This window comes from Paenibacillus sp. FSL H7-0918 (genome assembly GCF_038007025.1).
GTDB lineage: Bacteria > Bacillota > Bacilli > Paenibacillales > Paenibacillaceae > Paenibacillus_AQ > Paenibacillus_AQ odorifer.
The window spans coordinates 121,334-147,710 of sequence record NZ_JBBOWJ010000001.1 but is presented as its reverse complement, the minus strand read 5'-3'; the positions used below and the strand labels follow the sequence as shown (position 1 = coordinate 147,710).

Here is a 26,377-nt window from a genome sequence, read left to right as displayed (position 1 = left end):
AATAATGATTAGTAATAGTAATAGATGGTAATGAAAAAGACTTAGATTTTGGAAGGACAATGCGGGGGTGCAACGGATTAGATTCAGGATCATTTTTTTGTATGAGCCTTGCTGGTATGACCCTAGAGTTGCCGTTACGGACCATAATGCAGCTATTTCAGCTAATTCGCTCATTTTCCCTGAGTTTCGGACTGCATAGCTCTTAATGAGCTGAAGAATTGGGTCAGAGCAGTGTTTTTGAGTAAATAGCTGCAACTGAGTCCTATAGCGTGGCGAAAACGAGGGGAATTGGGAAATAAGAGCTATACGGTCCGAACGTAACTTTGTTAATCAAACCAAAATAATCAAAACAAAATAATCAAATCATCACATTCTAAGCTGATAGGTTCGATTGCGTACTTTTCCACCGACGATCTCTAGTAGCTGCTGTTCAACTAACTCATGTAAAACACGTCGGGCATGGCGATTAGTGACTCTAAGATGGTGGGTGAGCTCTACAGGTGTGAACGGACGCAGAAGACGTCTTGCGAAACGAAGTGTTTCAGCTTCTAACCAAGTTAATGAAGAGGGCGCGTCTGAAGCCATGAATTTGCCGATGAATGCGAGTACTAGTTGTTGACATAGCTGAGGCTCGTCCGTGATTGAGGGATAGGCGATGGATAGGAAGGTCCAACCGTCTAGCGATAATAAGGAATGGCGTCTACATAAATCTTTGAATCGTCGTACATCAAGATCTCTAGCATGCGGACCGTAGCCTTGAATCTCAATTCCACCCTTTGCTCCACCTGGCATATAGGCCAGATCAAGATAACGATAACCATTGTTGAAATCGCGCACTTCCCATTCGGGGAACAAGTAGTTGAAGTTTCCTACAGCAGGAAACCATACGGCACGCAGAAATTCGACTGTTCCATAGCCCAACCCTTTTGCAAGAAGCTCCTGTCTGCGGGGATTGTTCTCCTTATCCAAGTTGATCTGTAACCATTCCTCTAGTTGCTGTTCGAATCTGGACATTTTGTATATCCTCCTTAAGTAATTTTTTGAAAAAAGAAAAAGCCGCTCCCATACAATTCCTCCTGAGCTTAACCCAGGATAGAGATTGTATAAAAGCGGCGTGTTCTTCACGTCCTATAGTTGCTATTATAACGAGTGCTGAGGATTTATTCAATGAGTTACTGTTTATAATGATGACGAATTCTAATAGGTTTTAGATGAAGGAAGCTAGCATGGTGAACGAGCTGAATTTGCTGAAGTTAATAGTTACTCTAAAAGCGGATCCTTCCCCCGCGCGGCCGCATGGCTTTTCTAGGACGAACATCATGTGGTTACTGATCCGCAAAAATGGATTACGTGCTCTGCGCAATATCATTATTCATTTTCGAACGTTGCGGACCGTATTGCAGCTATTCGTACATTTTCGCTCGTATTCCAAAAGTTACGGACTGCATAGCTCTTATTAGCTGCAAATCGACTCAAAAAAGGGTGGTTATGAGCATATAGTTGCAACTGAGTCCGATAGCGTGGCAAAAACCTCGTTTTTCAACAAATAAGGTCTTTTGAGTCCGCAAACGCGCGGTGTAAGTATTCAGAGTTCCCAATGACGTCAGAATTGTCTATCTAGTCCAAGTCGTCAGATTATACATGTTGTCCATGTCACCAAAGTCATGTAACTCCGGGATGAACGGACCGTATTGCAGCTATTCGTACATTTTCGCTCGTATTCCAAAAGTTACGGACTGCATAGCTCTTATTAGCTGCAAATCGACTCAAAATGGGGTAGTTATGAGCGAATAGTTGCAACTGAGTCCGATAGCGTGTCAAAACCTTCGTTTTTCAGCAAATAAGGTCTCCTGAGTCCGCAAGTGCCGGGCAGATACATTCGAGTCGCCAAAGTAGCACAAGTCGCCCAACTGGTCCATTCATTTCATCATTAAACTCATCATGCTCATTTCGTCGTCCTACTCATCGTGCTCATACCGTCATCCTACTCATCATGGTCATATCAGACCCTCTTTTCATACAAGTCCCGCTTTTTCCGAAAAAAATCCTAATAAAGGCCTATTACTTTGTCGAATTGTGAAGGAAATTAGAAAATTTTATAGAATTATCTATGTTCATCTAAACTTTTTACTCTACATCACGTGTTGCAGGATGGCCCTGGTGATTGCTGCAGCTTTACTCTTCCATAAAAGGGGCCGATACGATGCTCAAAAGGACATTACTTATCTATCTGATTGGTTTAATTTTATTATCTGCGATTCCTCTATCCATTCTTATGGGTCACGATAAACAAGGAAGTCACCTGCAAGTGCAGCATGGAGTCATGGATCTCGCGGCTTGGGATTATGAACAGGATAAGATTATCAAGTTAGACGGTGAATGGGAGTTTTATTGGAACCAGCTATTAACTTCTGAGCATTTTAGGGCGGGTAGCGCAGATATACCTGATTCTACAGCTTGGATGGAGGTGCCCTCCCGGTGGAACGGCAACATCGTTAATGGAAGCCCTTTACCCGCCTTCGGTTCCGCCACCTATCGGATGGTTCTAAAAAACCTGCCTGTAAGCGGGGTATTCGCCTTGAAAAAAACAAATATCCGCTTTTCAAGCAGGATTTTTGTTAATGGACAGTCAGTTATTGAGGATGGAAATCCTGCTGCTAATGAAGCTGATTATCGGTCAGGGAATATCCCGCTGATTGGGCTTTTTTCGTCTGATAAGGGAGATGTAGAAATCATAATTCAAGTCTCCAACTTCGATTATGTAAATGGGGGCATTCCGGTTTCTTTATCCTTTGGTGAGGAAGCAGCAATGATGGAGGTTCAGCAGAAGAGTACGGCCCGTGAATTTAGCACCGTTGCTATTTTAGGCACACTTGCCCTTATCTTTTTTATCTGCTTTGGGGCAGCGTCCTTATACCGTAAGCAGGATTACTCTTTACTTGTGTTTGCGACTATTTGTTTGCTGTTTGCGATATATCATGGGTTGATCGGCGAGCGTTCACTCTTACTCTTTTTCCCTAAACTTTCGTTCATAGTGCTCTACAAAGTAAAGGATATAAGCTCCATCTCCTGCTTTATTGTGCTCGCAATATTTTTTTACCAAATGCACAAAAGCATAATATCTTTAAAATTTACTCAAGCCATAACGATTGTTTTAGGCAGCTTTATAATTCTGGTCGCCATCCTGCCGATTCGTTCTTACACGGTCATTTATCCGTATGTGATTATTTTATATGAGCTGATGTTAATTTGGATGTTATGTAGAGTGGCCACCCTGTATATCAGAAGCGCAGAAGTAAATAGAATCAAATTGCTGCTGATGTTTATGGCGATTCTAGCTATTAATCTATATTCCATAGACATTATTTTGTTTGCTCTTTCTATAAAAGAGAACCTTTGGCTCGGGCAGTTTTACATTGTGGCTTTTAATATCATCATGATCGTGCTGATTGTTCTACGTTTTTTTGAAGCCTACCATACCATAGACGAGATGAAAAACCAGCTGATCGGGCTGGATAAAATTAAAGATGAATTCCTTTCCAACACCTCACATGAACTAAAAACACCTCTAAATGCCATAGTGAACATTACAGCTACGCTGCTGGATGGGGTTGAGGGTCCAGTTAATGAAAAACAAGCGCAGAATCTAGCGATCGTAATAGGGAGCGGCAGAAGATTAACACATATGGTAAATGAACTACTTGATTATTCCAAAATGAAGTATGGAGACATCACATTATACAAAAGCAACCTGGATTTGAAAGCCGTTGTTGATTCCGTCATGGGTATTCATTCTTTTTTGCTCGGAGAAAAGTCGATCCTGCTCGTTAACAGAGTCGCTTCGAATTTCCCTATGGTGAATGCAGATGGCAATCGTCTGATTCAAATTTTCCACAACTTGGTTGATAATGCGATTAAATTTACGGAACAGGGTGAAATAGAGATTAGTGCCAGAGTTATTCAGGAGTGGGTGGAAGTACGTGTGGCAGACACAGGTTTGGGTATCTCACCGGATATGCAGGAGCGTATTTTCAAAGCTTTTGAGCAGGTGGATGAGGCGGAGATTCATAGTCATGGTGGAACAGGGCTCGGATTAAGTATTACTAAGAAGCTAGTAGAACTGCATGGTGGGAACATAGCTGTGGAATCTACAGTGGAAAAAGGTTCGGTGTTTATTTTTACACTTCCACGGTGGGATAAAGCGGTTAAGCCAATCTCGAGGCCAACCCTTAAGGCGGCACATTCTTATAAAGAATTAAGTTTCTCCCATGGTAGTTATCCCCTTTATATCAAAGGCGAGATCGATGAGCCCATTTTAGTAGTGGACGATGATTTTGCCAATCTGCAATCTATGATCAATCTGTTTAAGCTAGAGAAATATTCTATTGTGGTTGTCAATCGCGGGCAGATGGCACTTGAGGAGCTAGCGAAAAACACAGACTTTTTTCTGGTGGTACTGGATATTACCATGCCGGACATTTCGGGTTACGAGGTTCTGCAAAAGATTAGAGAGAGATTTACTCCTTTTGAACTGCCTGTGTTAATGTTGACGGCCAAGAACAGGGTGAGCGATATGAAGATGTCCATGGATAACGGTGCAAATGACTATGTGGGAAAACCTTTTGAAGCTGAAGAGCTAATGGCACGTGTTAAAAGTCTGACCCGATTGAGAGCTTCCGTGAAGACTGCCAAAGACGCCGAAATTGCTTTTTTACGATCCCAGATCAAACCTCATTTCTTATACAATGCTCTGAATTCAATTGCTGAACTATGTGTGGAAGAACCTGAGAAGGCCGAAGAGTTGACACTGCAGCTGTCCCAGTATTTGCGAAGCAGCTTTGATTTCAAACAACTGGATTCACTAACGAGTCTGGAGAATGAGCTTGAGCTGGTAGAGGCTTATATCAATATTGAAAAAGCACGCTTCGGTGCCAGATTAAATGTGGAATATGATGTGAGAGTGAATACGGATTACCGGATTCCTCCGCTGATTCTACAGCCTTTGGTCGAAAATGCAATAAGGCATGGCCTAATGTCCAATTTGCGGGGTGGAACGGTAATTATATCTGTAAAAGAATTAGAGAATTCTGTGATTAGCTTTATTGTGGAGGATAATGGATCTGGAATGAGTGAGCATAAATTGAAAGAAGTAATGCAGTCAGATGTAGATAAAAGAGGGGTGGGGCTGTGGAATATCAGTCAGCGCATCAAGCTATTATATGGAAAAAATATTCATATTCAAAGTGCTGAAGGATTAGGCACAACGGTATCTTTTGAAATTCCAATACAGCAGCTTAAGCGGATGGGAGGTTGAGGCATGCTGCGAGCGATTATTGTAGATGATGAGGAGTTATCGGTAAAACGCCTGAAGCGGATCTTATCGCAGAGCGGAGAGATTGATGTCTATGAGACGTTTTTGAATCCTGCGGAAGCCTATGCTTTTGCGAAGGCCAATCCGATAGATGTAGCTTTTTTGGATATTTCTATGCCTGAGACGAATGGGATGAAGCTTTCTAGCCTTTTGCATGAATTGGATGAATCGATAGATGTGGTTTTTGTAACCGGATTTGATGAGTATGCGCTGCAGGCTTTTGACCTAAGTGCAGTGGATTATCTTTTGAAGCCTGTAACTGCGGAGCGGTTGTCTAAGACGTTAGAGAAACTCAAAAAAATAAATCGAAATACAACGGCTGAGCCTACGTTAGAAGTTTTTTTATTTAATGGTTTAAAAGTGTACCGCAGAACGCAGAACAGAGAGCTAATCAAGCTGAGAAGTCCAAAAACAGAAGAATTATTTGCTTTTCTGGTTAGTAAAGGGACGGTTAGCCGGGAGGAAATTATCGACACGTTGTGGAGCGGATTGGAGCCTGAAAAAGCATGGAAGAATCTGAACTCGACGCTGTATTATATTCGAAAAGCAATCGGCGCCAATTATATAAAAGCTAGCAGGAATGAAATTCATGTAGTAGAAAGCAGCATTTATTGTGATCTGTATGAATTTGAGCGATTGTTAAAGCAAATCAGGCAAACCTCTGAAAGACATGTTGAATGGATGATTCAAGCAGAAGGTTTATACACAGGAGCATTACTCAAAGGAAAAGCCTATGAATGGGCCAGTGGCAGGACGCGCAGACTCGAGCATGAATATATAGGATTGCTAGAGCTGGCTGCAAGATTTCATTTGGAGCAGAATCAGCAGCAGCAAGCACTGCATTATTTTGGAGAAATAATAAAATTAGATTCCTTGCGAGAGGACATCTATCATGAAATCATCAACTTATTAATTGAATTAGGGCGAATGAATGAAGCACAGCGGAAATTTGGTCAATTGGAAGAGATGCTGCAGCAAGAGCTCGGAACAACACCCGATCCTAAACTCAAAGCGTTAATGAAACAGAAGTTATTGTAATGGAAGGAACCTTCGAAAGGATGGCTATCGAGGGTTCTTTTTTTGTTTATTTTTTGTTTATCTTAATTTTGTATAATACTCACGATTATTGTCGAATTAAGGACATGATTTATGCTAGAGGGGGAAATAGAGTTTGAAGCCATCATTTATGAAAATAGGCATTAGTATTTCGTTATGTACTGGACTTGTGGTGCAGGGGGTAGGTCCTATGCAAACTCCAATCATAAGTGCAAAAGCTAGTTTCGGTTGGATCGAGAATAGCCCAGCTATAATAACGTCCATCAATGAAGATGACTATTCCAACGCAGGAGTTGAGGTAGCCAGCTTTTTGACAGGAAAAGTATCGGATCCAGCGTCAACAGGGATTGCTGTAGTAGCTTTAGATAATACCAAAGGGGCCTGGCAGTATTACAACACGGTGGGACGAATTTGGTATAATATCGAGCCGGTGTCAAACAGTAATGCTTTTCTGCTGCTGAAATCGGAGAAAATCCGTTTTGTCCCGGCGAAAGACTGGAACGGAACGGCATCCATTAGCTTTAAGCTATGGGATACAACAGCATCCGGTTATCAAAATTATCAAAAAAATGCGAATACCACAGTATCTGCCGCGTTCAGCTCAGATCCGGGTATAGCCGTAATTACTGTAAATCCAGTGAACGATGCACCTTATCTGACAGAACTAAATGGTGGGGACTATCTTAGTTTTGACGGTAACGGGGATTATGTGACCTTCCCGGATCAACGGATTTATGGGAATTCTTTTACAGTTGAAGGATTTTTGAAGGTAGATGCTTTTCAGACATGGATGAGATTTTTTGAATCTTCGATCGCAGAGCAGAACCACAATATTTTTGTAGGTTTTAACGGTAAACGGATGAATTTCACTGCCTACACTAATAAGGGAGATATTAATGTCACTGAGGATTTCCCGATTTCTAAATGGGTTCATGTCGCGATTGTTTATGATCACAGTCAGAAAAAGGGACGGATTTATTGGGATGGTGTACTTAAGGCAGAAGGGGCCATGGATTTAAGTACAGTAGGAAACGTTGCACGTCCGAATAACTGGCTTGGAAAAAGCACGTGGAGACAGGACGGAGATTATAACGGTGGAATGAGAGACGTGAGGTTCTGGAGTAAAGCCAAGACCCAAAGTGATATTGTTCGAGAAATGAATGTCGACTTGACAGGCTCGGAGCCTAATCTGGCTTTAAACTATAAATTAGCGAATAGCAATGATGGGAATGTCGCTATTAATACCTCTGGTCTTCCCCTTAAGAACGGCACAATTACTGGGGCAACCTGGAAGCAGGACACAGGTTTTATGGGGAATACTACAACCGATAAAAACAAGTCGGTCTCACGATCCTTTAAGGTTCTCGATGTGGATGGAGATGACCTACAAGTATCAGCTACTTCCTCGAATACGCTCTTAATTCCGAATAATGGACTGAAAATAAGTGGAAGTGGTGAGTTACGAACTTTAGAAATAACACCCGCGGCGAATGCTTTTGGCACCAGTGTGATTTCTGTTAAGGTAAGTGATGGAGCATTAAGCAACACCTACACTTTTAATGTGACGGTAAACAATACGGGGGATGTAATCGTAACCGGAGTGACCCTGGATAAACCAACACTCAGTTTAACGGAAGGAGAAGCAGGAGACACGCTTAGTGCCGTAATAGCACCTGCTAATGCCACGAACAAAACAGTAAATTGGAGCTCTAGTGATGAGACTATTGCAACCGTTGTAAACGGGGTGGTAACTCCAGTTGGCGTTGGAACAGCGATCATCACGGTAACGACTACTGATGGAAGTTTTACTGCTTCGTCTGTAGTAAATGTGAGTGCCCCAATCCCGCCCGTTGTGGACGTAACTGGAGTGAAGCTAGATCAGGAGACACTGAATTTAACAGCTGGTGAAGCTGATGGACTCCTCAAAGCAACAATAGAGCCTGCCAATGCAACGGATAAAGACGTGATCTGGAGCTCGAGCGATGAAACAGTCGCGACCGTTGTGAACGGAGTAGTAACTCCGGTTGGAGAGGGGACAGCAGTTATTACGGTAACGACCAAAGATGGAAGTTTTACAGCTTCGTCTGTAGTAAATGTGAGTGCTCCAATCCCGCCGGTTGTGGATGTAACTGGAGTGAAGCTAGATCAGGAGACACTGAATTTAACAGCTGGTGAAGCTGATGGACTCCTCAAAGCAACAATAGAGCCTGCCAATGCAACGGATAAAGACGTGATCTGGAGCTCGAGCGATGAAACAGTCGCGACCGTTGTGAACGGAGTAGTAACTCCGGTTGGAGAGGGGACAGCAGTTATTACGGTAACGACCAAAGATGGAAGTTTTACAGCTTCGTCTGTAGTAAATGTGAGTGCTCCAATCCCGCCGGTTGTGGATGTAACTGGAGTGAAGCTAGATCAGGAAACACTGAATTTAACAGCTGGTGAAGCTGATGGAATTCTAAAAGCAACAATAGAGCCTGCGAATGCAACAGATAAAGACGTGATCTGGAGCTCGAGCGATGAAACTGTAGCGACCGTAGTGAACGGAGTAGTAACTCCGGTTGGAGAGGGTACAGCGGTTATCAAGGTAACGACCAAAGATGGAAGTTTTACAGCTACAACCACAGTTAATGTAGCCGCTCCTAAGCCACCTGACGTTATCGTAACTGGGGTGACTTTAGACCAGACAGAACTTAACTTAACGGTGGGTGAAGGCGAGGGAACTCTACAAGCGACAGTAGCTCCTGCTAATGCAACAAATAAAGGTGTGATCTGGAGCTCTAGCGATGAGACAGTAGCTAAGGTTGTTTATGGAGTAGTAACTCCGATTGGTGAAGGAACAGCCATCATAACGGTAACGACGAAAGATGGTAGTTATACGGCTTCTACAACCGTTACTGTGAAGGCACCTGTTAAACCAGTTACAGCACCTGGAATTCCAACATCCGTAACTGCAACTGCAGAGAATGGTCAAGCAATCATCACCTTTATCCCGCCGGTGAACGATGGAGGCAGCGAAATCAGAGGATATATTGTAACTGCTAATCCGGGAGGTTTGACGGTTACAGGAACTGGAAGTCCTCTGACAATCAGTGGTTTGACGAATGGAACAAGCTATACCTTCACGGTACAGGCAATCAATAAAGCTGGCATCAGCGAATTCTCTGCTGAGTCCAATGCAGTTGTTCCTAGCACTCCATCTGGTGGTGATGTTGTTGTTCCGTCGCAACCAACCCCATCAACAACTCCGGCACCTGTGGTAAATGCTGCTTCCATTCTAATCAATGGTAAAGCTGAAACAGTCGGAACCGCAACGAATGGTAAACGGAATGAGCAAACGTTAACCACTATTGTGTTAGATCAGAAGAAGCTAGAGGACAAGCTCGCCACTGAAGGTAAAGGTACAGTAGTTTCTATCGGTGCAAATAGTAAATCTGATGTTATAGTTGGCGAATTAAATGGACAAATGGTTAAAAATATGCAGGGTAATCAAGCGATTCTTGAGATTAAAGCGGGAAATGCGACATTTACACTGCCTGCTCAACAAATTAATATTGACGCTTTGAACGAGCAGATCGGCAAGTCGGTAGCTTTGCAAGATATTAAGATACAGATTGAAATTAGTGCTCCTACAGCCGATAAAGTTAAAGCTTTAGAAGCAGCTGCGCAAAAAGGATCCTTCTCATTAGTTTCCGCGCCAGTTAATTTTACGGCTAGAGGTATCTACGGAGATAAGAGTATTGAACTTTCCCAATTCAATACGTATGTTAAACGTACCATAGCCATTCCTGAAGGGATGGACCCGAACAAGATTACAACTGGAGTGTACGTTGATTCCGAAGGTTCGGTACACCATGTTCCTACTAAAGTGGTTGTAATTGATGGCAAATATTTTGCTACTATCAACAGCTTAAGCGGAGGTACTTACTCCGTAATCTGGCATCCGCTTGAATTTAGTGATGTAGCTAATCACTGGGCAAAAGAGGCAGTGAACGATATGGGCTCCCGATTAGTCATTGAGGGAACAGGTAGTGGTCAATTTACTCCGGATCAAGCCATTACCCGTGCAGAGTTTGCGGCGATTGTTGTACGCGGTCTGGGACTTGAGATGGAACAAGCTGCAACACCATTCTCAGATGTAAAGACCACGGATTGGTATAACAGTGCGATCAACACGGCATTTACTTATCAATTAATCAATGGTTTTGAAGATGGCATGTTCCGCCCTGATGAACATATTACCCGTGAACAAGCGATGTTAATTATTGCTAAAGCGATGAAAATTACAGCGCTACAGACTAAGCTTTCTGTTCAATCGGCTGACGTTTTGTTAGCTCCATTTACAGATAGTAGTGAGGTTTCTAACTGGGCAATCAGTGGAGTTACTGACACTTTGCAGGCAGGCATTATCATGGGAAGAAGCAGTAAAGGGCTTGCTCCGAAAGATGATATGACCAGAGCTGAGGTTGCAGAGATCGTGAAGCGGCTACTTGAAAAGTCGGATTTAATTTAATCTACTAAGCTCCAGAATTGTGATCATTAGAGGATTCGTTCAAAGAACATTGAACGAATCCTCTTTTCTTTTATATGGTTAGCCAAGCTGGAGAATGGCTAATTATCCAGAAAAAATAACTTAGCTCGTTTATACGATAATTAATCATTAATGATGTATTTCAGACAGCACAATCAGGCCATGCAGAACGGCTGAAAGAAATCCTGAAAGCTCATCCGCACCTTGCGAATATGGAGAATAATATATTCGATAGTGATGGTTATACTTCCTTACATTCTGCTGCTTTTCATACGGATAATGTAGAACTAATAGAGTTGTAAATCGAACATGGCGCCGACATTTCTGCTAAAATAAAAAGTGGTGAATCTGCATGGTCGGTTGCGATTAAGCAGAGTAATCATAATGTTGCAGAAATTCTTCGCGGAAAAGGAGTAGTCTTGAATGAAAATCACAGTGGATGATAAGAATGATTCAACGGTAGCTATAATCTCTGGTGAGGAGATCATAATCAATAATGTAAGGGATGCCTTAGACTTAATGATGAATGTGAAATACCAAGGATGCGATAAAATGCTTCTGAGGAAGGAACAGATTACGGATGATTTTTTCGAGCTAAAGTCTGGAGTTGCTGGTGAGATTGCACAAAAATATACAAACTATCAGATGAGAGTTGCTATCGTAGGAGAATTTACAAGCTATAACAGCAAAAGTCTGAATGATTTTATTTACGAATGCAATCAAGGCGATAAAATGTTGTTCAAAAGTACTGAAGCTGAGGCTTTAGCGGCCCTACATTTATGCAAATCGTGGAGATGATCCAGAGAGGAGTTATATCATGGATGAAAGTAAAATCACATATGAATCGATCGATGCCTATATTTCCGGGTTTTCGCTTGAGGTTCAGGAAATCCTTAATACGTTAAGAAAGGTGATAAAAGAGGCGGCACCGGAAGCAGAGGAAAAAATAAGCTATCAGATGCCTACTTTTGCATTACACGGAAATTTGGTGCATTTCGCTGCTTATCCCAAGCATATTGGATTCTATCCAACTCCAAGTGGAATTAATGCTTTTAAAGATGAATTATCGGGCTATAAAGGTGCTAAAGGTTCCGTTCAATTCCCTATTGATAAGCCTATGCCTTATGAATTAATTAGCAAGATTGTAACCTTCAGAGTCGCTGAGAATTTAAAAAAAGTTGAAGCAAAATAAGGTCTCTACTGGTATGAAATAGAGAGGTCCATCTGGTCAGGGCTGGAAGTGTGCATCCATTGTTGATGTTCTTCTTGATGCTAGTGAACATTGGATCCACTTCCGAGGCACTCCTGCCTCTTTTTCCTCATTTCGGACGTCGTACAAACGCCAGTATGATATCCTGGGCATAGTCCCCGAACCCACTTCCGAACAGATTTAGTCCTCGTTTATTGAGTGCATCCTCCCGAATTTCAAAACGTACACGAATAGGTTCATTAAACGCCAGCTTTAAAGAGCTGATTGTAGTAGAAGATGAGAGAGAACCATTACAGCTGCTGCCCGATTCCGAGACACTCCATGTAGTAAGAGCTCCATATTCAGTTCCACTTCTCCAACGTTCAGGGGTCAGTTTCCCTTTGCGGTTCCCGAAATCGGAGGGACAGGTCCAAGTCCCGACTAACTGGTCATTGATGGATAAGCTGATATCACTGGCCCAATCCTCTCGAAATGAAGGGGCTTCTGAGCATACTTCTGCCGAAATGCGGATTTCGTCCAACTCGACGCCTGGAGGCAGGGGGTTGGCAAAATAGTATTCGACATAACCGGCTTCTGCGAACCATAAGAGAGAGGCATCGACTCGTTCAGGCATGTAGAATGCTCTTGGATCATCTTGGGAGCCAATGACGCCACCATCTTTTCCGGCCATCCCGCAGGACGGTTGTATGGAGCAGTGGGAGAACATTCCGATGGGCATATGTATTTCCTCAGTTTGATGCAGCCCATCCCCTAGCTTTGAAGGGAGATCGAGTTGAATAGAGCGACAGGTGACCGCACAGATTTTTTCGCGATTTGCTCCTTGTGTAGATGAGATAAGATTAACCTGTTCTAACGTCTGCACATTGATAGATATCGTTGGCTGAGCTACACCTAACGTCTCAGCTAATTGACTGACACTCATAGGCTTCTCTCCAAGGGCTTCAAGAATGCGGACGCGGACGTCACCAGACAGTGCTTTAGCTACATCTAAAATGCGTGACGCGGGATAACGTATCGTTTCTTGTGAAATATCATTCATCATATTTGTTCCTTTTCGTATAGGATGGGTTGAGGTTATTGTACAATGAAGATCGAGTATTGTAAAATCATAATAAACATTGCGAAAAACATATACTGGTGCTAAAATGGGCTCAACTTCTTATTTTGAAAGGCTGTGCTCGCCATATGACAACTTCTATATTAGCTTCTGAGACACTTGCGATTCCTCGTTCTGAACACCCTCATCCACATTGGCAACGTCATGAATGGATGAATTTGAATGGGCAATGGTCATTTAAGTTTGATCCGAACAATGAAGGTATGAAGGCGTTATGGTACTCCAATCCTGAAATCGCTTACGACTCAATGATCACTGTACCTTTTTCTTGGGTAAGTCCCTTATCCGGAATTGGCTGCGATCAACAAGGAATAGGCTGGTATCGCCGCACCGTGAATGGGCAGGCTGTTGACCAACAAACACGATTGTTTTTACGTTTTGGGGCAGTAGATTATTCATGTGATGTGTGGATAAATGGAGAACATGTAGGTTCACATCAAGGTGGATATGGTTCATTTGAATTTGATATTACACCTTACTGGGCAGCTAATTGTGAGAATAATATTGTCGTAAGAGCTGAGGATTTCGATCATGCTTATCAAGCGCGGGGCAAACAAGGATATGGAGAAATCCGTGGAATTTGGCAGCCTGTATGGCTTGAAGCACGTCCCGAAACTTATATGAAAGATGCAAAGTTTGTGACCCGTATAGATGGACAGGTGAAGGTAACTACAAGAATAATTGCGCATGAAACGGGTTCGGCAGAGTTTACGCTGCAATTCGCTGATCATTCTGTTGTTCATACAGAGAAGCTGCAGCTTATAGCAGGGGTCAACGAATGTAAGCTGTCTATCGATGTTCCCAATCCGCATTTGTGGAGTCCAGAAAATCCTTATTTATATGAAGGTGAATTGCAGCTCAGTGGATCGTTTGGTACAGATACAGTCAGCACTTATTTCGGAATTCGCGAAATTCAGACTGCCCGCTTTGAAGATCGTGATTATCGGTGGATCACCTTAAATGGTAAGCCGATATATTTGAACGGTACTCTTGATCAGTCCTATCACAAGACAGGGTTTTTCACCTATCCAACGGATGAAGACATGCGGGATGAAATTTATCTAATGAAACGTTTAGGGCTAAACATGGTGCGAATTCATATTAAGCCCGAAGAACCCCGTAAGCTGTATTGGGCGGATAAGCTTGGCATTCTTGTTATGGAAGATATGCCTTGTTTCTGGGGTAATCCGGATGACAAGGCCAGAGCCTCCTATGAGAGAGAAGCCCTTGAGGTGATTGAACGAGATTATAATCATCCATCTATTTTTTCGTGGGTTATGTTCAACGAGACCTGGGGTTTGAAGACAGATGCTCAGGAGGCTAGCCTCACAAGTGATGTACAGCAGCAGAGTAGTTATCTTAAAGAGACACAGGAATGGGTGCGGGAGAAATATCGCTGGGCGAAGCAGCTTGATCCGACTAGAATTGTTGAGGATAACTCGCCGTGTAATTATGATCATGTGGAATCGGATATTAAAACATGGCACTTTTACATTAATGGTTACGAGCAGCTGCAAGCCCACTTAAATGAGGTTGTAGATAAAACATTCCCGGGATCGGAGTTTAACTGTATTGGCGGCAACGTACAGTCTGATGCCCCTCTAATGAACAGCGAATGCGGTAATGTGTGGGGGATAGAAGGTGGTGCAGGGGACAGTGATTTGGCATGGCATTACCGCTATATGATGAATGAATTCCGGCGGCATGATAAGCTATGTGGATTCGTATTTACTGAATTCCGTGATGTTACGAATGAGTTCAATGGTTATTACCGGCTAGACGGGAGCGATAAGGATTTTGGATATGGGGATTTTGTTCCCGGGATGACGATTGCGGATCTGCATTCCCCAGATTTTATCGTGATAGATGCTCCTCCATGCCAGACAGTAGAAGCAGGGCAGAGTGTTAAAGTACCTTTGCTAGGTTCCAGCTTCGCGGACAGCTATCACGGTCATAATTTGAAGCTGAAATGGGAACTGTGGTACGACAATTTGGGGACTCGGGTCACTGCGCAAAGTGGACATATGTCTGTGAAATGGGATAACTTTGGAAACACTATACTTCCTTCTTTGAACATTACAATGCCTGGTCAGGAGGCGGCTGCAATACTTGCTGTTTCTCTGATTAATGAGAAGGGTGAAGCGATCACGCGGAATTTCATTACTTTTGATGTAAGAGGCGGTAATAACACTGTATTGTTTAAAGGTGAAGGAGAATTTATTCAAATTCCAGTGGGAGCTTATACCGATCATACCTTTAAGCATCAATGGGATGCTATCCAAGGATCTAAGATCAATGGTGCTGGGCAAGGTCAATATGTATACGAGGTTACACTGCCAGATGCAGCAGATAAATCAATGATTGGTGAGATCGAAATCATCTTCGAAGCAAGTGCTAAACGATTGCTGGCGCGGCATGTTGAAGGTACGAAGCTTAATGATATGGGCCTTGATCTTATGCATGGGGCAGATGCGAGGGTGGAATATAATCCGAATACGTATTATATGACGGATGAAGAGCGTCATCCTTCCCGAGTGAACGTTCTGGTGGATGGGCAGCGGATTGGTTCTTTCTATTTACCGGATGATCCGGCTGATAGCAGAGGGATTTTGTCTTGGCATTATCAGCCAATAGCGAATAAGCTGGATGAGGCTGGATCTTATGGCTACCTATGCAAGGCAAGTGTACCGGGGCAGTTAGCAGCGAAGCTGGATCGCAATCGTGTTTTCCGTTTGGAGCTGCAAGCAGAGGACGGCGGGCTAGCTTTGTATGGCCGTAATGCAGGTCGTTATCCACTGGACTTGTTGATTCGTTATCGCTAAATAACCTTAATATGAAAATAAAGCAATCCCAGCTAAGAAGCAGGGATTGCTTTTTTATCGGTACTGCAAGGTATTATTAAAGTTCTTTATCATTAATGCTGTTTAACCAGCTTTCAATCTCTCCAATGACCGAACTAATGCAGCCATCTTCAAAAGGTGAAGTCAGGCCCGCAAGTTCAACCAGCTTGATAAAGGATTTGCTTCCTCCAGCTTGACATAACTCTAAATAATCACTCCAAGCGGATTTAAAATCTTCATTTGAACGTTTCCAGAACTGGAAGGCACATAGCTGTGCTAGTGTATAGTCAATGTAATAGAACGGGGAGGCGAAGATATGGCCTTGCTTATGCCAAAATCCACCCTGTTCCAGATAAGCATTACCTTCATAATTGCGGTGCGGCAAATATTTTTTCTCGATTTCTCGCCATGCTTGCTTACGTTCAGCAGGGGTTGCTTCAGGATTGCTGTAAACAAAATGCTGGAATTCATCTACAGTAACTCCGTAAGGAATAAACTGAAGGCTATCTGCCAAATGATTGAAACGGTATTTGTCTGCATCCTCTTCAAAGAACAATTCCATCCATGGCCAAGCAAAAAACTCCATGCTCATGGAATGGATCTCACAGGCTTCATAAGTAGGAAAAGCATATTCAGGTACATTAATATTTCGGCTTTCATACACCTGGAAGGCATGCCCCACTTCATGGGTCAAGACATCAATATCCCCTGAGGTTCCATTGAAATTTGAGAAGATAAAAGGTGCTTGGTATTGGCTGAAGTAAGTACAATAGCCACCGCCTTGCTTACCTTTTTTACTTACTAAATCCACTAGATTGTTATCCAACATAAAAGTAAAAAATTCATCAGTTTCCGGAGAGAGCTCTTTGTACATCTTGGATCCGTTAGCTACAATCCAGTCAGGATCTCCTTTAGGAGTGGCATTGCCAGTCTTGAAGCTGAAGTTCTCGTCATAAAACTTCAAGGCATCCAGACCTAGGCGTTCAGTCTGCCGTTTCTTAAGCTGTTGGGAGACGGGTACGATATGCTCCAGAACTTGTTTCCGGAAGTTGGCTACCATGTCGGCGTTATAATCGGTACGCATCATCCGGTCATAACCTAGCTCAACAAAGTTGCTGTAACCAAGCTTTTTAGCAATGCGGTCACGGACTTTAACTAGCTCGTCATAGATTCGATCAAAGTCACTCTCATGTTCAGACATAAAATCATATCTGGCTTGTGAAGCACGTTTGCGCATATCGCGGTCCGTGGACAATTCAAAAGGAGTAAGCTGAGTCAGTGTCCGTTCTTCGCCTTCGAATGGAATCTTGGCGGACGCGATAAGCTGAGCGTATTCTGTAGAGAGTTTGTTCTCCAATTGTAAATCTTCGATGATTTCTGGACTAAAAGTACGCAGAGCTACTTCTGCAAGCTGAAGCAGCTGCGTGCCCCATTCTTGTTCGAATTCGGCTCTGTATTTGGAATTGACGAGTGCTTTGTAGTAGTCCGTTATGTATTCCTGAACGATAGGGCCAATCTCGTCCATGAATTCCTGTTCAGCCTTGTAGAATTCATCTGTTGTATTGATCGAATGGCGAACGCTAACCAATGTCTGCAGGGTGTCAAACTCATTGCGAAGCTTGTTAATAGCGGTAACGGAAGCCTTTTGCACTTCTAATGGCTCGGTGTCATTGAGATCTTTAAGCAGGTTGTTAAAATCCTGTTTGAACTTCTCTACATCCGGGCGCTCATAGCGATAATCATTAAATTTCATTAACTATTCAACTTCCTTTCTATACCAGATAGTCTCTATTATATATTCTGAACAGCAATTTACGATAGACCTGTGTTAGCTGTTTTTGAATAAAAAAAGAACAAATGGACAAAAGTGTAAAAACTTGTTAGATGAAATACGGTTTGATATTATCTAAGAATATAGTAGAAATGATATTTATAGCGATTACTTAGCCTTTATTTAACCAGCATTCACTGAATACGGGTTATCTCTGTTTATATACGAAGTTTTGTATTTTTCCACTTTACATCCTTCCTCCCTCTTTTTTTGCTGTAGCCGCACAACTGTCGACAAACTTAATATATCATGATATATTATTATGTATAAGATGAAAAAATTAGAGTCAGGAGATAACGAAAGTCATGAGTGAGACAACATCATCCAAACCGATGTATGAAAAAATATTTGATGAAGTGAAGCAGCTTATCGTTAATAAATCCTATGGACAAGGGGAACGGGTTCCCTCTGAGAAAGAACTGGCTGAAGCCTATAATGTTAGTCGGATTACGAGTAAAAAAGCTCTGGAAATGCTCGCCGCGGAACAATTAATTGTGAGAAAACCGGGGAGAGGTTCATTTGTGGCAGATCCAGCAGTCGATTACATGGAATCAGCGATATCTCCGGGGACGGTCTCCGACGGAACTGTTTTCAATTCCTTTAACCATGAGGAAAAGACGATCGGTCTGGTTATTACCGACTTTGGCAACAGCTATGGCACAGGCTTAATTTATGGCATGGAGCAGGCTTCACGTGATAATGATTGTTTTCTGGTTTTAAGAAGAACGTTTGGGGTGCCGGAGAACGAAGAGAAATCTATTCAGAAGTTGCTCAGCTTAGGTGTAGATGGTCTGATCATTTTTCCGGCTCAAGGCGAATTTTTTAATGCGGAGATTCTAAAATTGGTGATAGGGCGGTTCCCGCTAGTTCTGGTAGATCGCCATTTAAAAGGAGTGGCAGCAGCATCGATCAGTACTGATAATATGCAGGCTGCACTCAAAGGTACGGAGTATTTATTTGATCTCGGGCATACTCATATCTCCTTTCTCTCTCCACCTCCAGCGGATACCACAGCTCTTGAAGAGCGGGTAGAGGGATTTATTCAAGCGCATGCGGAACGGGGAATAGCTGTAGACAAGGGATTGTGGGTCAGCGATTTGACCTCAACACTACCGGATTCCTTCAACGATGAGAATATTGAACATGACATTTCGCGGCTAATTTCTCATATGCAAAAGAATCCAACAATAACGGCGCTTTTTGCTGTGGAATATAATATTGCGCTGCTGGCTAGAACTGCGGTCCAACGACTTGGGCTACGAATTCCAGAAGATATTTCGATCATTTGCTTTGATAGTCCGCCAACTCCACTTGGTTCGGGTTATGCATTTACCCATTTACGGCAAAATGAAGAAGAGATGGGGCGGCTTGCAGTAGAAAATGTATTGCGAATTATGAACGGGCAGAGTGTGTCCAATAAGATAATGCTGGAAGCTGAGTTAATTTCTGGTGAATCCACAAGCTCCGCTAAACAATCTATCTCTAAATAGAATTTTGGCTTATTCTCCAAATTAAACATATATTAGTTGTTATAAAAACCTATCTTTTTGGATGGGTTTTTTTATTTGTTTTAGATATGTATTTATCATTATAGATGTATTGGTATATCATTATAATAAAATAAACATATTGACATACTAATCACATGACAATATACTAATCAATGAAAGCGCTTCAAATTTAAAAAGAAAAAGGGGGTATTATAACTGAAAGCAACTAGAGAAATACCCGAGTCAATGCATAAACTGGCATCTAGCGTAAAAGCACAGCTGAGTGATCGCCCGAAATTAGCCGAAATGTTCGAGAAATGTATGGCCAACACCTGGAACACAACCTTAAAACGAATGCCAAACGGAAGCACTTTTGTTATTACCGGAGATATTCCAGCGATGTGGCTACGGGATTCCGCCGCACAGGTCAGACCTTTCCTAATCCTTGCCTCCGAAGATGAAGAAATTGCAGACATGATTGAGGGACTTGTACGTAGACAATTTACTTACATCCAGCTTGATCCGTATGCTAACGCATTCAATGAAGAAGAAAGTGGGCATGGCCACCAAGAGGATCTGACGGAGATGAGCCCGGGAGTCTGGGAAAGAAAATATGAAATTGATTCGTTATGTTATCCAATCCAACTGAGTTATCTGCTCTGGAAGAATTCGGGCCGTACTAGTCAGTTTAATGAGTCGTTTGTAACAGGCGTAGAAAGAATCATAACATTATGGACTACCGAACAGAACCATGAGCGCGATTCAAAATATCTTTTTCAACGGATGAACTGTCCGCCCACGGATACGTTAGCTCGAGAAGGCAAAGGGACGTTGACGGCTTATACCGGAATGACTTGGTCTGGATTTCGTCCTAGTGACGATGCCTGTGAATATGGGTATTTGGTTCCGGCCAATATGTTCGCGGTGGTTGTTTTACGATATGTGTGTGAAATTGCCCGTGAGATTTTAGGTGATCAGGAGCTGGAAAAGAAAGCTAGAAAACTATCTGACCAGCTTAATAAGGGAATAAGTGAGTATGGAATTGTAGAACATCCAGAGTTTGGAGCGGTCTATGCTTATGAAGTAGATGGTCTGGGACAGGTGAATTTTATGGATGATGCAAATGTACCTAGTCTACTCTCTATCCCTTATTTGGGTTATGTGACTGCTGATGATCCTATTTATAAAAATACCCGTGAACTTATTTTAAGTAGCACTAATCCTTATTTTTTCGCAGGAAAAGCGGCTGCTGGCATTGGAAGTCCGCATACGCCAAATCGGTATATCTGGCCCATAGCTTTAGCGATGCAGGGAATGACATCTACTCGCTTTGAGGAACAGGAAGCCTTACTTCATCTGCTGGAGAAGACGGATGCAGGAACTGGATTTATGCATGAAGGGTTTCATGTGGATAATCCTGATGAATTTACACGTCCATGGTTCTCTTGGGCAAACATGATGTTCTGTGAGCTTGTACTCATGCGCTGTGGTAAGCAGATTAAGCGCGGTTGAGACCAACAAGGTTTGAATAATCGACTCTAAAGGGGATAGAGAACATGAAAAAATGGCTGGTTACCTCAATTGTTTTGGTAATGACTACTGCACTTGCTGCGGGCTGCGGTGGCAATAACGGATCTGCGGACAAAGAGACCGGAAACACAAGCAAAGCTGGGAGCAGTACCGGGAAAAAGACAGAGCTTACCTTCTGGGGAGATTGGGGCGGTGAGGGGCAGAAGCAATTCGAGACCATGGTGGATGCTTTTAATAAATCGCAGGATAAAATTCACGTAAAATATGTGCTGCAACAGGATATGATCACGAAATTCCTAACTTCTGCGACCAATGGCGGCACTCCTGATGTACTGTTTTGGGACCGTTGGAGAACTTCGCTGTATGCCCCGAAAAATGTACTGCATCCGGTGGATGAATACTTAACGCGTGACGGTATTTCCGAAGATGATTTCTACAGTGAATCCCTACGGGAGCTTTCATACGATGACAAATTATATGGGCTGCCGCTTACAGTAGATGCCCGTGCTCTTTTCTATAATAAGAAGCTGCTCGCAGAAGCAGGACTTCAGCCTCCAACAACTTGGGATGAGTTAGAGGCAGCGGCTACGAAGCTAACGAAATGGAATGGAAATAAATTGGAGACTGCAGGTTTTTCTATGGGAGATTTGGGACTTTTTAATATGTATCTCCAACAGGCTGGCGGCACCATGCTTACAGAGGATGGAAAGACCAATTTTAATAATGAGCAGGGCAAGCAGGTGCTTGAGTTCTGGGATCGCCTAATGAACAAGGACAAAGTGTATAAAGTAGGGTTCGAACTTGGACTTGGTGAAGGGCAAGATGCTTTTGTCACAGGTAAAGTGGCTATGCTGTATTCCGGTCCGTGGATGCTCAGCACCTATAACAAATATGGTAAAGACCTGGATTATGGAATCGTTCCTCCTCCGGCCGGACCAAATGGTGATAAAGGTAGTGTCATGGGTGGATTTGGGCTAGTGATTCCAGAAGGCTCCAAACATAAGGAAGAAGCATGGGAGTTCATCAAATGGTGGACAGCGAACAAGGATAACGCGTTGCTCTGGGCAAAGACGAGTCTAAACCTGCCGGGTTATAAGCCATCGATGGAAGATCCATTTTTCAAGGATGATCCAAAGTGGCAGCCGTTTCTGGAAACGTTGGAGTTCGCCAAGGTTCGTCCGAACCATCCTGGATATTCCGTGATGGAGACTGATGCTTTGGCCCCTAATTTGCAGCTTAATCAGCAAAACAAGATGAGCATTGATGAGACCTTGAAGAAATCGCAAGAAGAGGGCGACAAAATGCTGAAGGATAATGAAGGAGTGAAATAATAAGTAAGACATTTGAAGTGAAGGGAGGTTTCGCCTCCCTTTTGCTTAGGAGGGGGTAGCTGAAATGGCTTCCATCAGAAAGCTAGAGAAACATCAGGCGCGGACGGCTTATCTGTTTATTACACCCACGGTATTGCTGTTTACAGTATTCACAGTCATCCCTGTGGTAATGGCGCTATATTTAAGCTTTACCAACTACGATGTACTTAGTAGAAACGATTGGATCGGTTTTGATAACTATCGCCGTTTGATAGAGGACAGTTTGTTATGGAAAACATTCCGAAATGTATTTCTGTATTCCATCATTTTCGTTCCATTTAATATTCTGATTTCGCTTCTCCTCGGGATTCTGCTTAGTCGATCCTGGCGTGGGGTAAAGTTGTTCCGCACATTGAATTATCTGCCTACCCTTACATCCGCCGTTGCTGCTGCTACCGTTTGGATCTGGCTTTTGCATCCTGAATTTGGTTTGGTTAACGGATTGTTGTCTTATGTTGGGATTACGGGTCCAGCTTGGTTATCCGAGACCCGAACGGCGATGTTATCCATTATTATGCTTACCCTCTGGCAATCGGTAGGTTCTAATATGATTATCTACTTGGCAGGTCTGCAGGGCGTGCCCGACTATTTGTATGAATCTGCACGGCTGGACGGTGCTAATAAGCTGGCTTGTTTCCGGTTTATTACTTGGCCGCAGCTGCGACCAACAACCTTTCTTGTCAGTACGATGTCAATCATTGGTGCGTTGCAGTTGTTCGACCAAGCTTTTGTGCTGACGCAGGGTGGTCCGGCGAATATGACAAAGACTCCAGTTTATCTGATCTATCAGCAGGGCTTTAATCAATTGCAAATGGGGTATGCGTCTGCACAAGCATTTGTGCTTGCTGTGGCGATTCTCATTTTCTCACTAATAAACATGCGGATCACAAAGGCGGAGGAGTCCATTGTATAAGCCGGGCTTGCCATGCAGAAGGGGGATAGAGGTATGGATACTAGCGGAAGTTCGTTATTAAAAAGAAGCTTAAGCAAATCTATCTATTATATAGTGTGCATAGTTATTGCTATCGTAATGTTTCTACCTTTTTATTGGAGTGTTCTTACATCCTTGAAGCCTGACGAAGAGATCTTCGCCATGCCCATCCGGTGGTTTCCTTCACATTTGACCTTAGAACACTATCGTAAGGCATTTACTACGGTTCCGTTTGCGCTCTATTTCTGGAATTCGCTTGTACTTGCAGTAGCGGGTGTATTGGCGAATCTGTTCTTTGGTTCTATCAGTGGTTATGCGTTCGCAAAATTGAATTTTAAGCTCAATAAGCCGATATTCCGCGTGCTGCTTGCGGCGATGATGATACCAGGCATTGTGACGATGATCCCCACGGTTTATGTCATGCGCCATATTCCTCTTTTTGGAGGAAATGATATTTTTGGTAGCGGGGGTAACGGGCTGATGAACTCATTCTGGGGGATTATTCTTCCAGGCGCTTCTGGAACCTTTGCTGTGTTCTTCATGCGGCAATTCTTTCTCACCTTGCCTAGTGACATGATGGAAATGGCCCGGATCGAAGGCTGTGGAGAGTTTAAAATATTTTGGCGGATATATTTGCCGTTGACTAAACCAGCGCTGGCTACTTTAAGTATCTTTACCTTCCAAGCGGGCTGGAACAGTTTCTTATGGCCAATGATTGTGCTGAATGATCCCGACAAAGCAACGATTCAGATGGGACTTCAAGCTTTTTCTTATAATTTTCAAACAGACTACGGTCCAATGATGGCTGGAGCGCTAGTAGCAATCTTGCCGATATTGGTGTTGTTTTTAGCTCTTCAGCGTTATTTTGTACAGGGGATAGCCTTCAGTGGTATTAAGGGCTAATGCAATAAAAATCGAACCAGGGAGAGAGTCTATATGAACCAATTGGAGATAGGGATTTGGGAGGAACGGGCGAATCAAGCACAAGCTGCATTGGATTCATTCTTCTGGAATGAAGCGATCAAAATGTACAATATAGAAACACCTTGTCCAAATGGAGAATGCAACACGATTTTTCATTATTGGTGGATGGCCCATGCTGTGGATGTATTGGTAGATGGACTACAGCGGACTGGAGAGAACTGGTATGCCAAAAGGCTTTCCGCACTTCATGAAGGTCTGCTACAACGAAATGGTGGTGTGTGGCCAAATGAGTTGTATGATGATATGGAATGGATGGCTCTCGCGTGGCTTCGTGCTTATCAAGCAACAGGAGTGGAAGGTTATAAAGACACAGCCCTTCTTTTATGGAACGACATTCAGACAGGTTGGAATGAGCATATGGGCGGTGGAATTGCTTGGCAGAAATCACAGTTGGATTATAAAAATACACCAGCCAACGCACCGGCAGCTATACTTGCGGCACGCTTGTATCAATCTTTTGGTGAAGCTAGCAATCTTGAATGGGCGTTAAAAATATACAGATGGCAAAAAGAGCATCTAGTAGATCCAGCAACGGGTTTTGTATGGGATGGCATGAATCGCACTGGCGATGGAAAGATCGATAAAGATTGGAAATACTCCTACAACCAAGGTGTTTTCATTGGCGCAGCAGTTGAACTGTACCGTATCACTAAAGAGCAGGAATATTTAGAGGATGCTCGTCTAACCTTTGCCGCCGCAGCCCATGAACTTGCTGACTCTCAGGGAGGTGTGCTGCCAGATGAAGGAAATGGTGATGCGGGACTGTTTAAAGGAATCCTGATTCGCTATACAGCTGAATGGGTCAAAGCTGATTCCGCAGCAGTTAAAGTTGTAGATTTCCTGCGAGCGAATGTAGAATGTCTCTGGGAACAAGGAAAGTCAGAGGATAAAGTGTTGTTTGGCACAGATTGGACTTCGACTTCCGCTGGTGTGATTCAGCTCAGCTCCCAGCTTAGTGCGATCAAGCTGCTGGAGAAGATGGCTGAATTAACTAAAGAACAGGGTTGAGGTGAGTTCTTAATGACACAAGCAAAGGAAGCCATAGAAGCAGTCAGTTGGCAGGAAAAGTCCGAGTGGTTCCAACAATGTCTACTACGTAATTATTATAATGCTGAGACGGGGATCATGAACCAATGGTATCCCAGAGCGTACAACGTTGCGGGGGAAAACTTTTATTATTGGTGGCAGGCTCATGTCATTGATATTTTAGTAGATGGTTATGAGCGTAGTGGAGATCCTGTGTATTCCTTGAGAATTAAGGAGCTAAGTCAGAGTCTGCAAGCTTATAACGGGGGGACTTTCAAGCATAATTACTATGATGATATGGAATGGACAGCATTGGCGTTGCTGCGTGCTTATCGGGTAACAGGACATGAAGCCTATTTAAATGCTGTGCTTGATCTATGGGAGGATATTAAGACGGCTTGGAATGAACAGTTGGGTGGAGGTCTGGCGTGGAAGAAGGATCAGCTAGATTATAAAAACACACCTGCCAATGCACCTGCCGTAATTCTTGCAGCCCGGTTATATGAACTTTTTCATAAGCAAGAGGATCTGGAGTGGGCGCTCCGTATCTATGAATGGAACAAGATATATTTGATGGATTCTACGACTGGTTTTGTGTGGGATGGGATGAATAGACTCGGGGATGGCCAGATCGATTACGATTGGGAGTTTACTTACTGTCAGGGGGTGTTTCTAGGCGCTGGCCTAGAGCTTTACAAGAATACGGGTGATGTTCATTACTTAGAAGATGCGAATCGAACGGCTAATACATGTATTGATCGGTTATGCGATCCAATTAATCTGATGTTGCCTGATGAAGGCATTGATGATACTGGATTGTTCAAGGGCATTCTGATTCGTTATTTGGTTCAGCTCTGTAAAATATCTCCTGTAAATATCCGTATTCGTGAGGTTATATTGGCCAATGCAATGCAGTTGTGGGAAAAAGGTCTGGATAAACAACTGGGTCTGTGCAGTTCATCGTGGGAAGTGAAACCGGAGCTTCCGGTTCAGCTGAGTATTCAACTCAGCGGCTTGATGCTTCTGGAGGGTGCTGCGGCACTGGTGAACGAATAGCCTGAAATATATAAAGACACCTCAAGAGAGGTGTCTT

General features: G+C 43.1%; 17 protein-coding genes. 14 read left to right on the top strand and 3 right to left on the bottom strand.

Annotated elements, in window-relative coordinates; genetic code table 11:
• Positions 1–366 precede the first annotated feature (366 nt).
• Complete coding sequence (locus tag MHI15_RS00785) at positions 367–1,014, bottom strand: transcriptional regulator (protein ID WP_076182320.1); 648 nt, start codon at positions 1,012–1,014, stop codon at positions 367–369.
• Between the two features lie 197 nt (positions 1,015–1,211).
• Between MHI15_RS00785 and MHI15_RS00780 the strand changes: the two genes are divergently transcribed.
• The 6 genes from MHI15_RS00780 to MHI15_RS00755 all read left to right on the top strand — a co-directional run bounded on the left by MHI15_RS00780 (position 1,212) and on the right by MHI15_RS00755 (position 12,147).
• The gene (locus tag MHI15_RS00780; RefSeq protein ID WP_341164021.1) at positions 1,212–1,460 is read left to right on the top strand and encodes a hypothetical protein; all 249 of its coding nucleotides are present in this window, start codon (positions 1,212–1,214) and stop codon (positions 1,458–1,460) included.
• 743 nt (positions 1,461–2,203) lie between these two features.
• Positions 2,204–5,314, top strand: coding sequence for an ATP-binding protein (locus MHI15_RS00775; protein ID WP_139330226.1), 3,111 nt, complete (start codon positions 2,204–2,206; stop codon positions 5,312–5,314).
• A gap of 3 nt (positions 5,315–5,317) precedes the next feature.
• Complete coding sequence (locus tag MHI15_RS00770) at positions 5,318–6,409, top strand: response regulator (protein WP_341164020.1); 1,092 nt, start codon at positions 5,318–5,320, stop codon at positions 6,407–6,409.
• 133 nt (positions 6,410–6,542) lie between these two features.
• Entirely contained in the window at positions 6,543–10,937 is a 4,395-nt protein-coding gene (locus MHI15_RS00765) for an Ig-like domain-containing protein (protein ID WP_341164019.1), read from the top strand.
• 441 nt (positions 10,938–11,378) lie between these two features.
• Positions 11,379–11,753 (top strand): DUF4180 domain-containing protein, encoded by a 375-nt coding sequence (locus MHI15_RS00760; protein WP_076128242.1) that lies wholly within the window; start codon positions 11,379–11,381, stop codon positions 11,751–11,753.
• A gap of 19 nt (positions 11,754–11,772) precedes the next feature.
• Entirely contained in the window at positions 11,773–12,147 is a 375-nt protein-coding gene (locus MHI15_RS00755) for an iron chaperone (RefSeq protein WP_076304056.1), read from the top strand.
• A gap of 127 nt (positions 12,148–12,274) precedes the next feature.
• Here the strand turns inward: MHI15_RS00755 and MHI15_RS00750 are convergent, their stop codons facing one another.
• Entirely contained in the window at positions 12,275–13,204 is a 930-nt protein-coding gene (locus MHI15_RS00750; RefSeq protein ID WP_076128437.1) for an ArsR/SmtB family transcription factor, read from the bottom strand.
• A 146-nt stretch (positions 13,205–13,350) separates the two neighbouring features.
• Between MHI15_RS00750 and MHI15_RS00745 the strand changes: the two genes are divergently transcribed.
• Positions 13,351–16,104, top strand: coding sequence for a glycoside hydrolase family 2 protein (locus MHI15_RS00745; RefSeq protein WP_341164018.1), 2,754 nt, complete (start codon positions 13,351–13,353; stop codon positions 16,102–16,104).
• Between the two features lie 76 nt (positions 16,105–16,180).
• On the opposite strand, the gene MHI15_RS00740 is transcribed toward MHI15_RS00745, so the two are convergent.
• Positions 16,181–17,875 carry a M3 family oligoendopeptidase gene (locus tag MHI15_RS00740; RefSeq protein ID WP_076184489.1) on the bottom strand — a complete coding sequence of 565 codons (1,695 nt, stop codon included), beginning with the start codon at positions 17,873–17,875 and terminating at the stop codon, positions 16,181–16,183.
• A gap of 383 nt (positions 17,876–18,258) precedes the next feature.
• Here MHI15_RS00740 and MHI15_RS00735 point away from each other — a divergent pair, with 383 nt between their 5' ends.
• The 7 genes from MHI15_RS00735 to MHI15_RS00705 all read left to right on the top strand — a co-directional run bounded on the left by MHI15_RS00735 (position 18,259) and on the right by MHI15_RS00705 (position 26,340).
• Entirely contained in the window at positions 18,259–19,443 is a 1,185-nt protein-coding gene (locus MHI15_RS00735) for a GntR family transcriptional regulator (protein ID WP_340976289.1), read from the top strand.
• Between the two features lie 246 nt (positions 19,444–19,689).
• Positions 19,690–20,955 (top strand): glycoside hydrolase family 125 protein, encoded by a 1,266-nt coding sequence (locus MHI15_RS00730; protein WP_076128250.1) that lies wholly within the window; start codon positions 19,690–19,692, stop codon positions 20,953–20,955.
• A 44-nt stretch (positions 20,956–20,999) separates the two neighbouring features.
• A complete protein-coding gene (locus MHI15_RS00725) occupies positions 21,000–22,304 on the top strand; it encodes an ABC transporter substrate-binding protein (RefSeq protein WP_076128252.1) in 1,305 nt (434 codons plus the stop codon).
• Between the two features lie 64 nt (positions 22,305–22,368).
• Positions 22,369–23,256, top strand: coding sequence for a carbohydrate ABC transporter permease (locus MHI15_RS00720; protein ID WP_036688088.1), 888 nt, complete (start codon positions 22,369–22,371; stop codon positions 23,254–23,256).
• A 33-nt stretch (positions 23,257–23,289) separates the two neighbouring features.
• Complete coding sequence (locus MHI15_RS00715) at positions 23,290–24,177, top strand: carbohydrate ABC transporter permease (RefSeq protein WP_076142466.1); 888 nt, start codon at positions 23,290–23,292, stop codon at positions 24,175–24,177.
• A gap of 33 nt (positions 24,178–24,210) precedes the next feature.
• On the top strand, positions 24,211–25,266 hold the full coding sequence (locus tag MHI15_RS00710; RefSeq protein ID WP_341164017.1) for a glycoside hydrolase family 76 protein: 1,056 nt from the start codon (positions 24,211–24,213) through the stop codon (positions 25,264–25,266).
• A 12-nt stretch (positions 25,267–25,278) separates the two neighbouring features.
• A complete protein-coding gene (locus MHI15_RS00705; RefSeq protein ID WP_341164016.1) occupies positions 25,279–26,340 on the top strand; it encodes a glycoside hydrolase family 76 protein in 1,062 nt (353 codons plus the stop codon).
• Positions 26,341–26,377: the final 37 nt, after the last annotated feature.

Bases quoted from the DNA above. Each gene is read 5' to 3' on its own strand.
- MHI15_RS00785 (WP_076182320.1), bottom strand. From the start codon at position 1,014: ATGTCCAGATTCGAACAGCAACTAGAGGAATGGTTACAGATCAACTTG.
- MHI15_RS00780 (WP_341164021.1), top strand. From the start codon at position 1,212: ATGAAGGAAGCTAGCATGGTGAACGAGCTGAATTTGCTGAAGTTAATA.
- MHI15_RS00775 (WP_139330226.1), top strand. From the start codon at position 2,204: ATGCTCAAAAGGACATTACTTATCTATCTGATTGGTTTAATTTTATTA.
- MHI15_RS00770 (WP_341164020.1), top strand. From the start codon at position 5,318: ATGCTGCGAGCGATTATTGTAGATGATGAGGAGTTATCGGTAAAACGC.
- MHI15_RS00760 (WP_076128242.1), top strand. From the start codon at position 11,379: ATGAAAATCACAGTGGATGATAAGAATGATTCAACGGTAGCTATAATC.
- MHI15_RS00755 (WP_076304056.1), top strand. From the start codon at position 11,773: ATGGATGAAAGTAAAATCACATATGAATCGATCGATGCCTATATTTCC.
- MHI15_RS00750 (WP_076128437.1), bottom strand. From the start codon at position 13,204: ATGAATGATATTTCACAAGAAACGATACGTTATCCCGCGTCACGCATT.
- MHI15_RS00745 (WP_341164018.1), top strand. From the start codon at position 13,351: ATGACAACTTCTATATTAGCTTCTGAGACACTTGCGATTCCTCGTTCT.
- MHI15_RS00740 (WP_076184489.1), bottom strand. From the start codon at position 17,875: ATGAAATTTAATGATTATCGCTATGAGCGCCCGGATGTAGAGAAGTTC.
- MHI15_RS00735 (WP_340976289.1), top strand. From the start codon at position 18,259: ATGAGTGAGACAACATCATCCAAACCGATGTATGAAAAAATATTTGAT.
- MHI15_RS00730 (WP_076128250.1), top strand. From the start codon at position 19,690: ATGCATAAACTGGCATCTAGCGTAAAAGCACAGCTGAGTGATCGCCCG.
- MHI15_RS00725 (WP_076128252.1), top strand. From the start codon at position 21,000: ATGAAAAAATGGCTGGTTACCTCAATTGTTTTGGTAATGACTACTGCA.
- MHI15_RS00720 (WP_036688088.1), top strand. From the start codon at position 22,369: ATGGCTTCCATCAGAAAGCTAGAGAAACATCAGGCGCGGACGGCTTAT.
- MHI15_RS00715 (WP_076142466.1), top strand. From the start codon at position 23,290: ATGGATACTAGCGGAAGTTCGTTATTAAAAAGAAGCTTAAGCAAATCT.
- MHI15_RS00710 (WP_341164017.1), top strand. From the start codon at position 24,211: ATGAACCAATTGGAGATAGGGATTTGGGAGGAACGGGCGAATCAAGCA.
- MHI15_RS00705 (WP_341164016.1), top strand. From the start codon at position 25,279: ATGACACAAGCAAAGGAAGCCATAGAAGCAGTCAGTTGGCAGGAAAAG.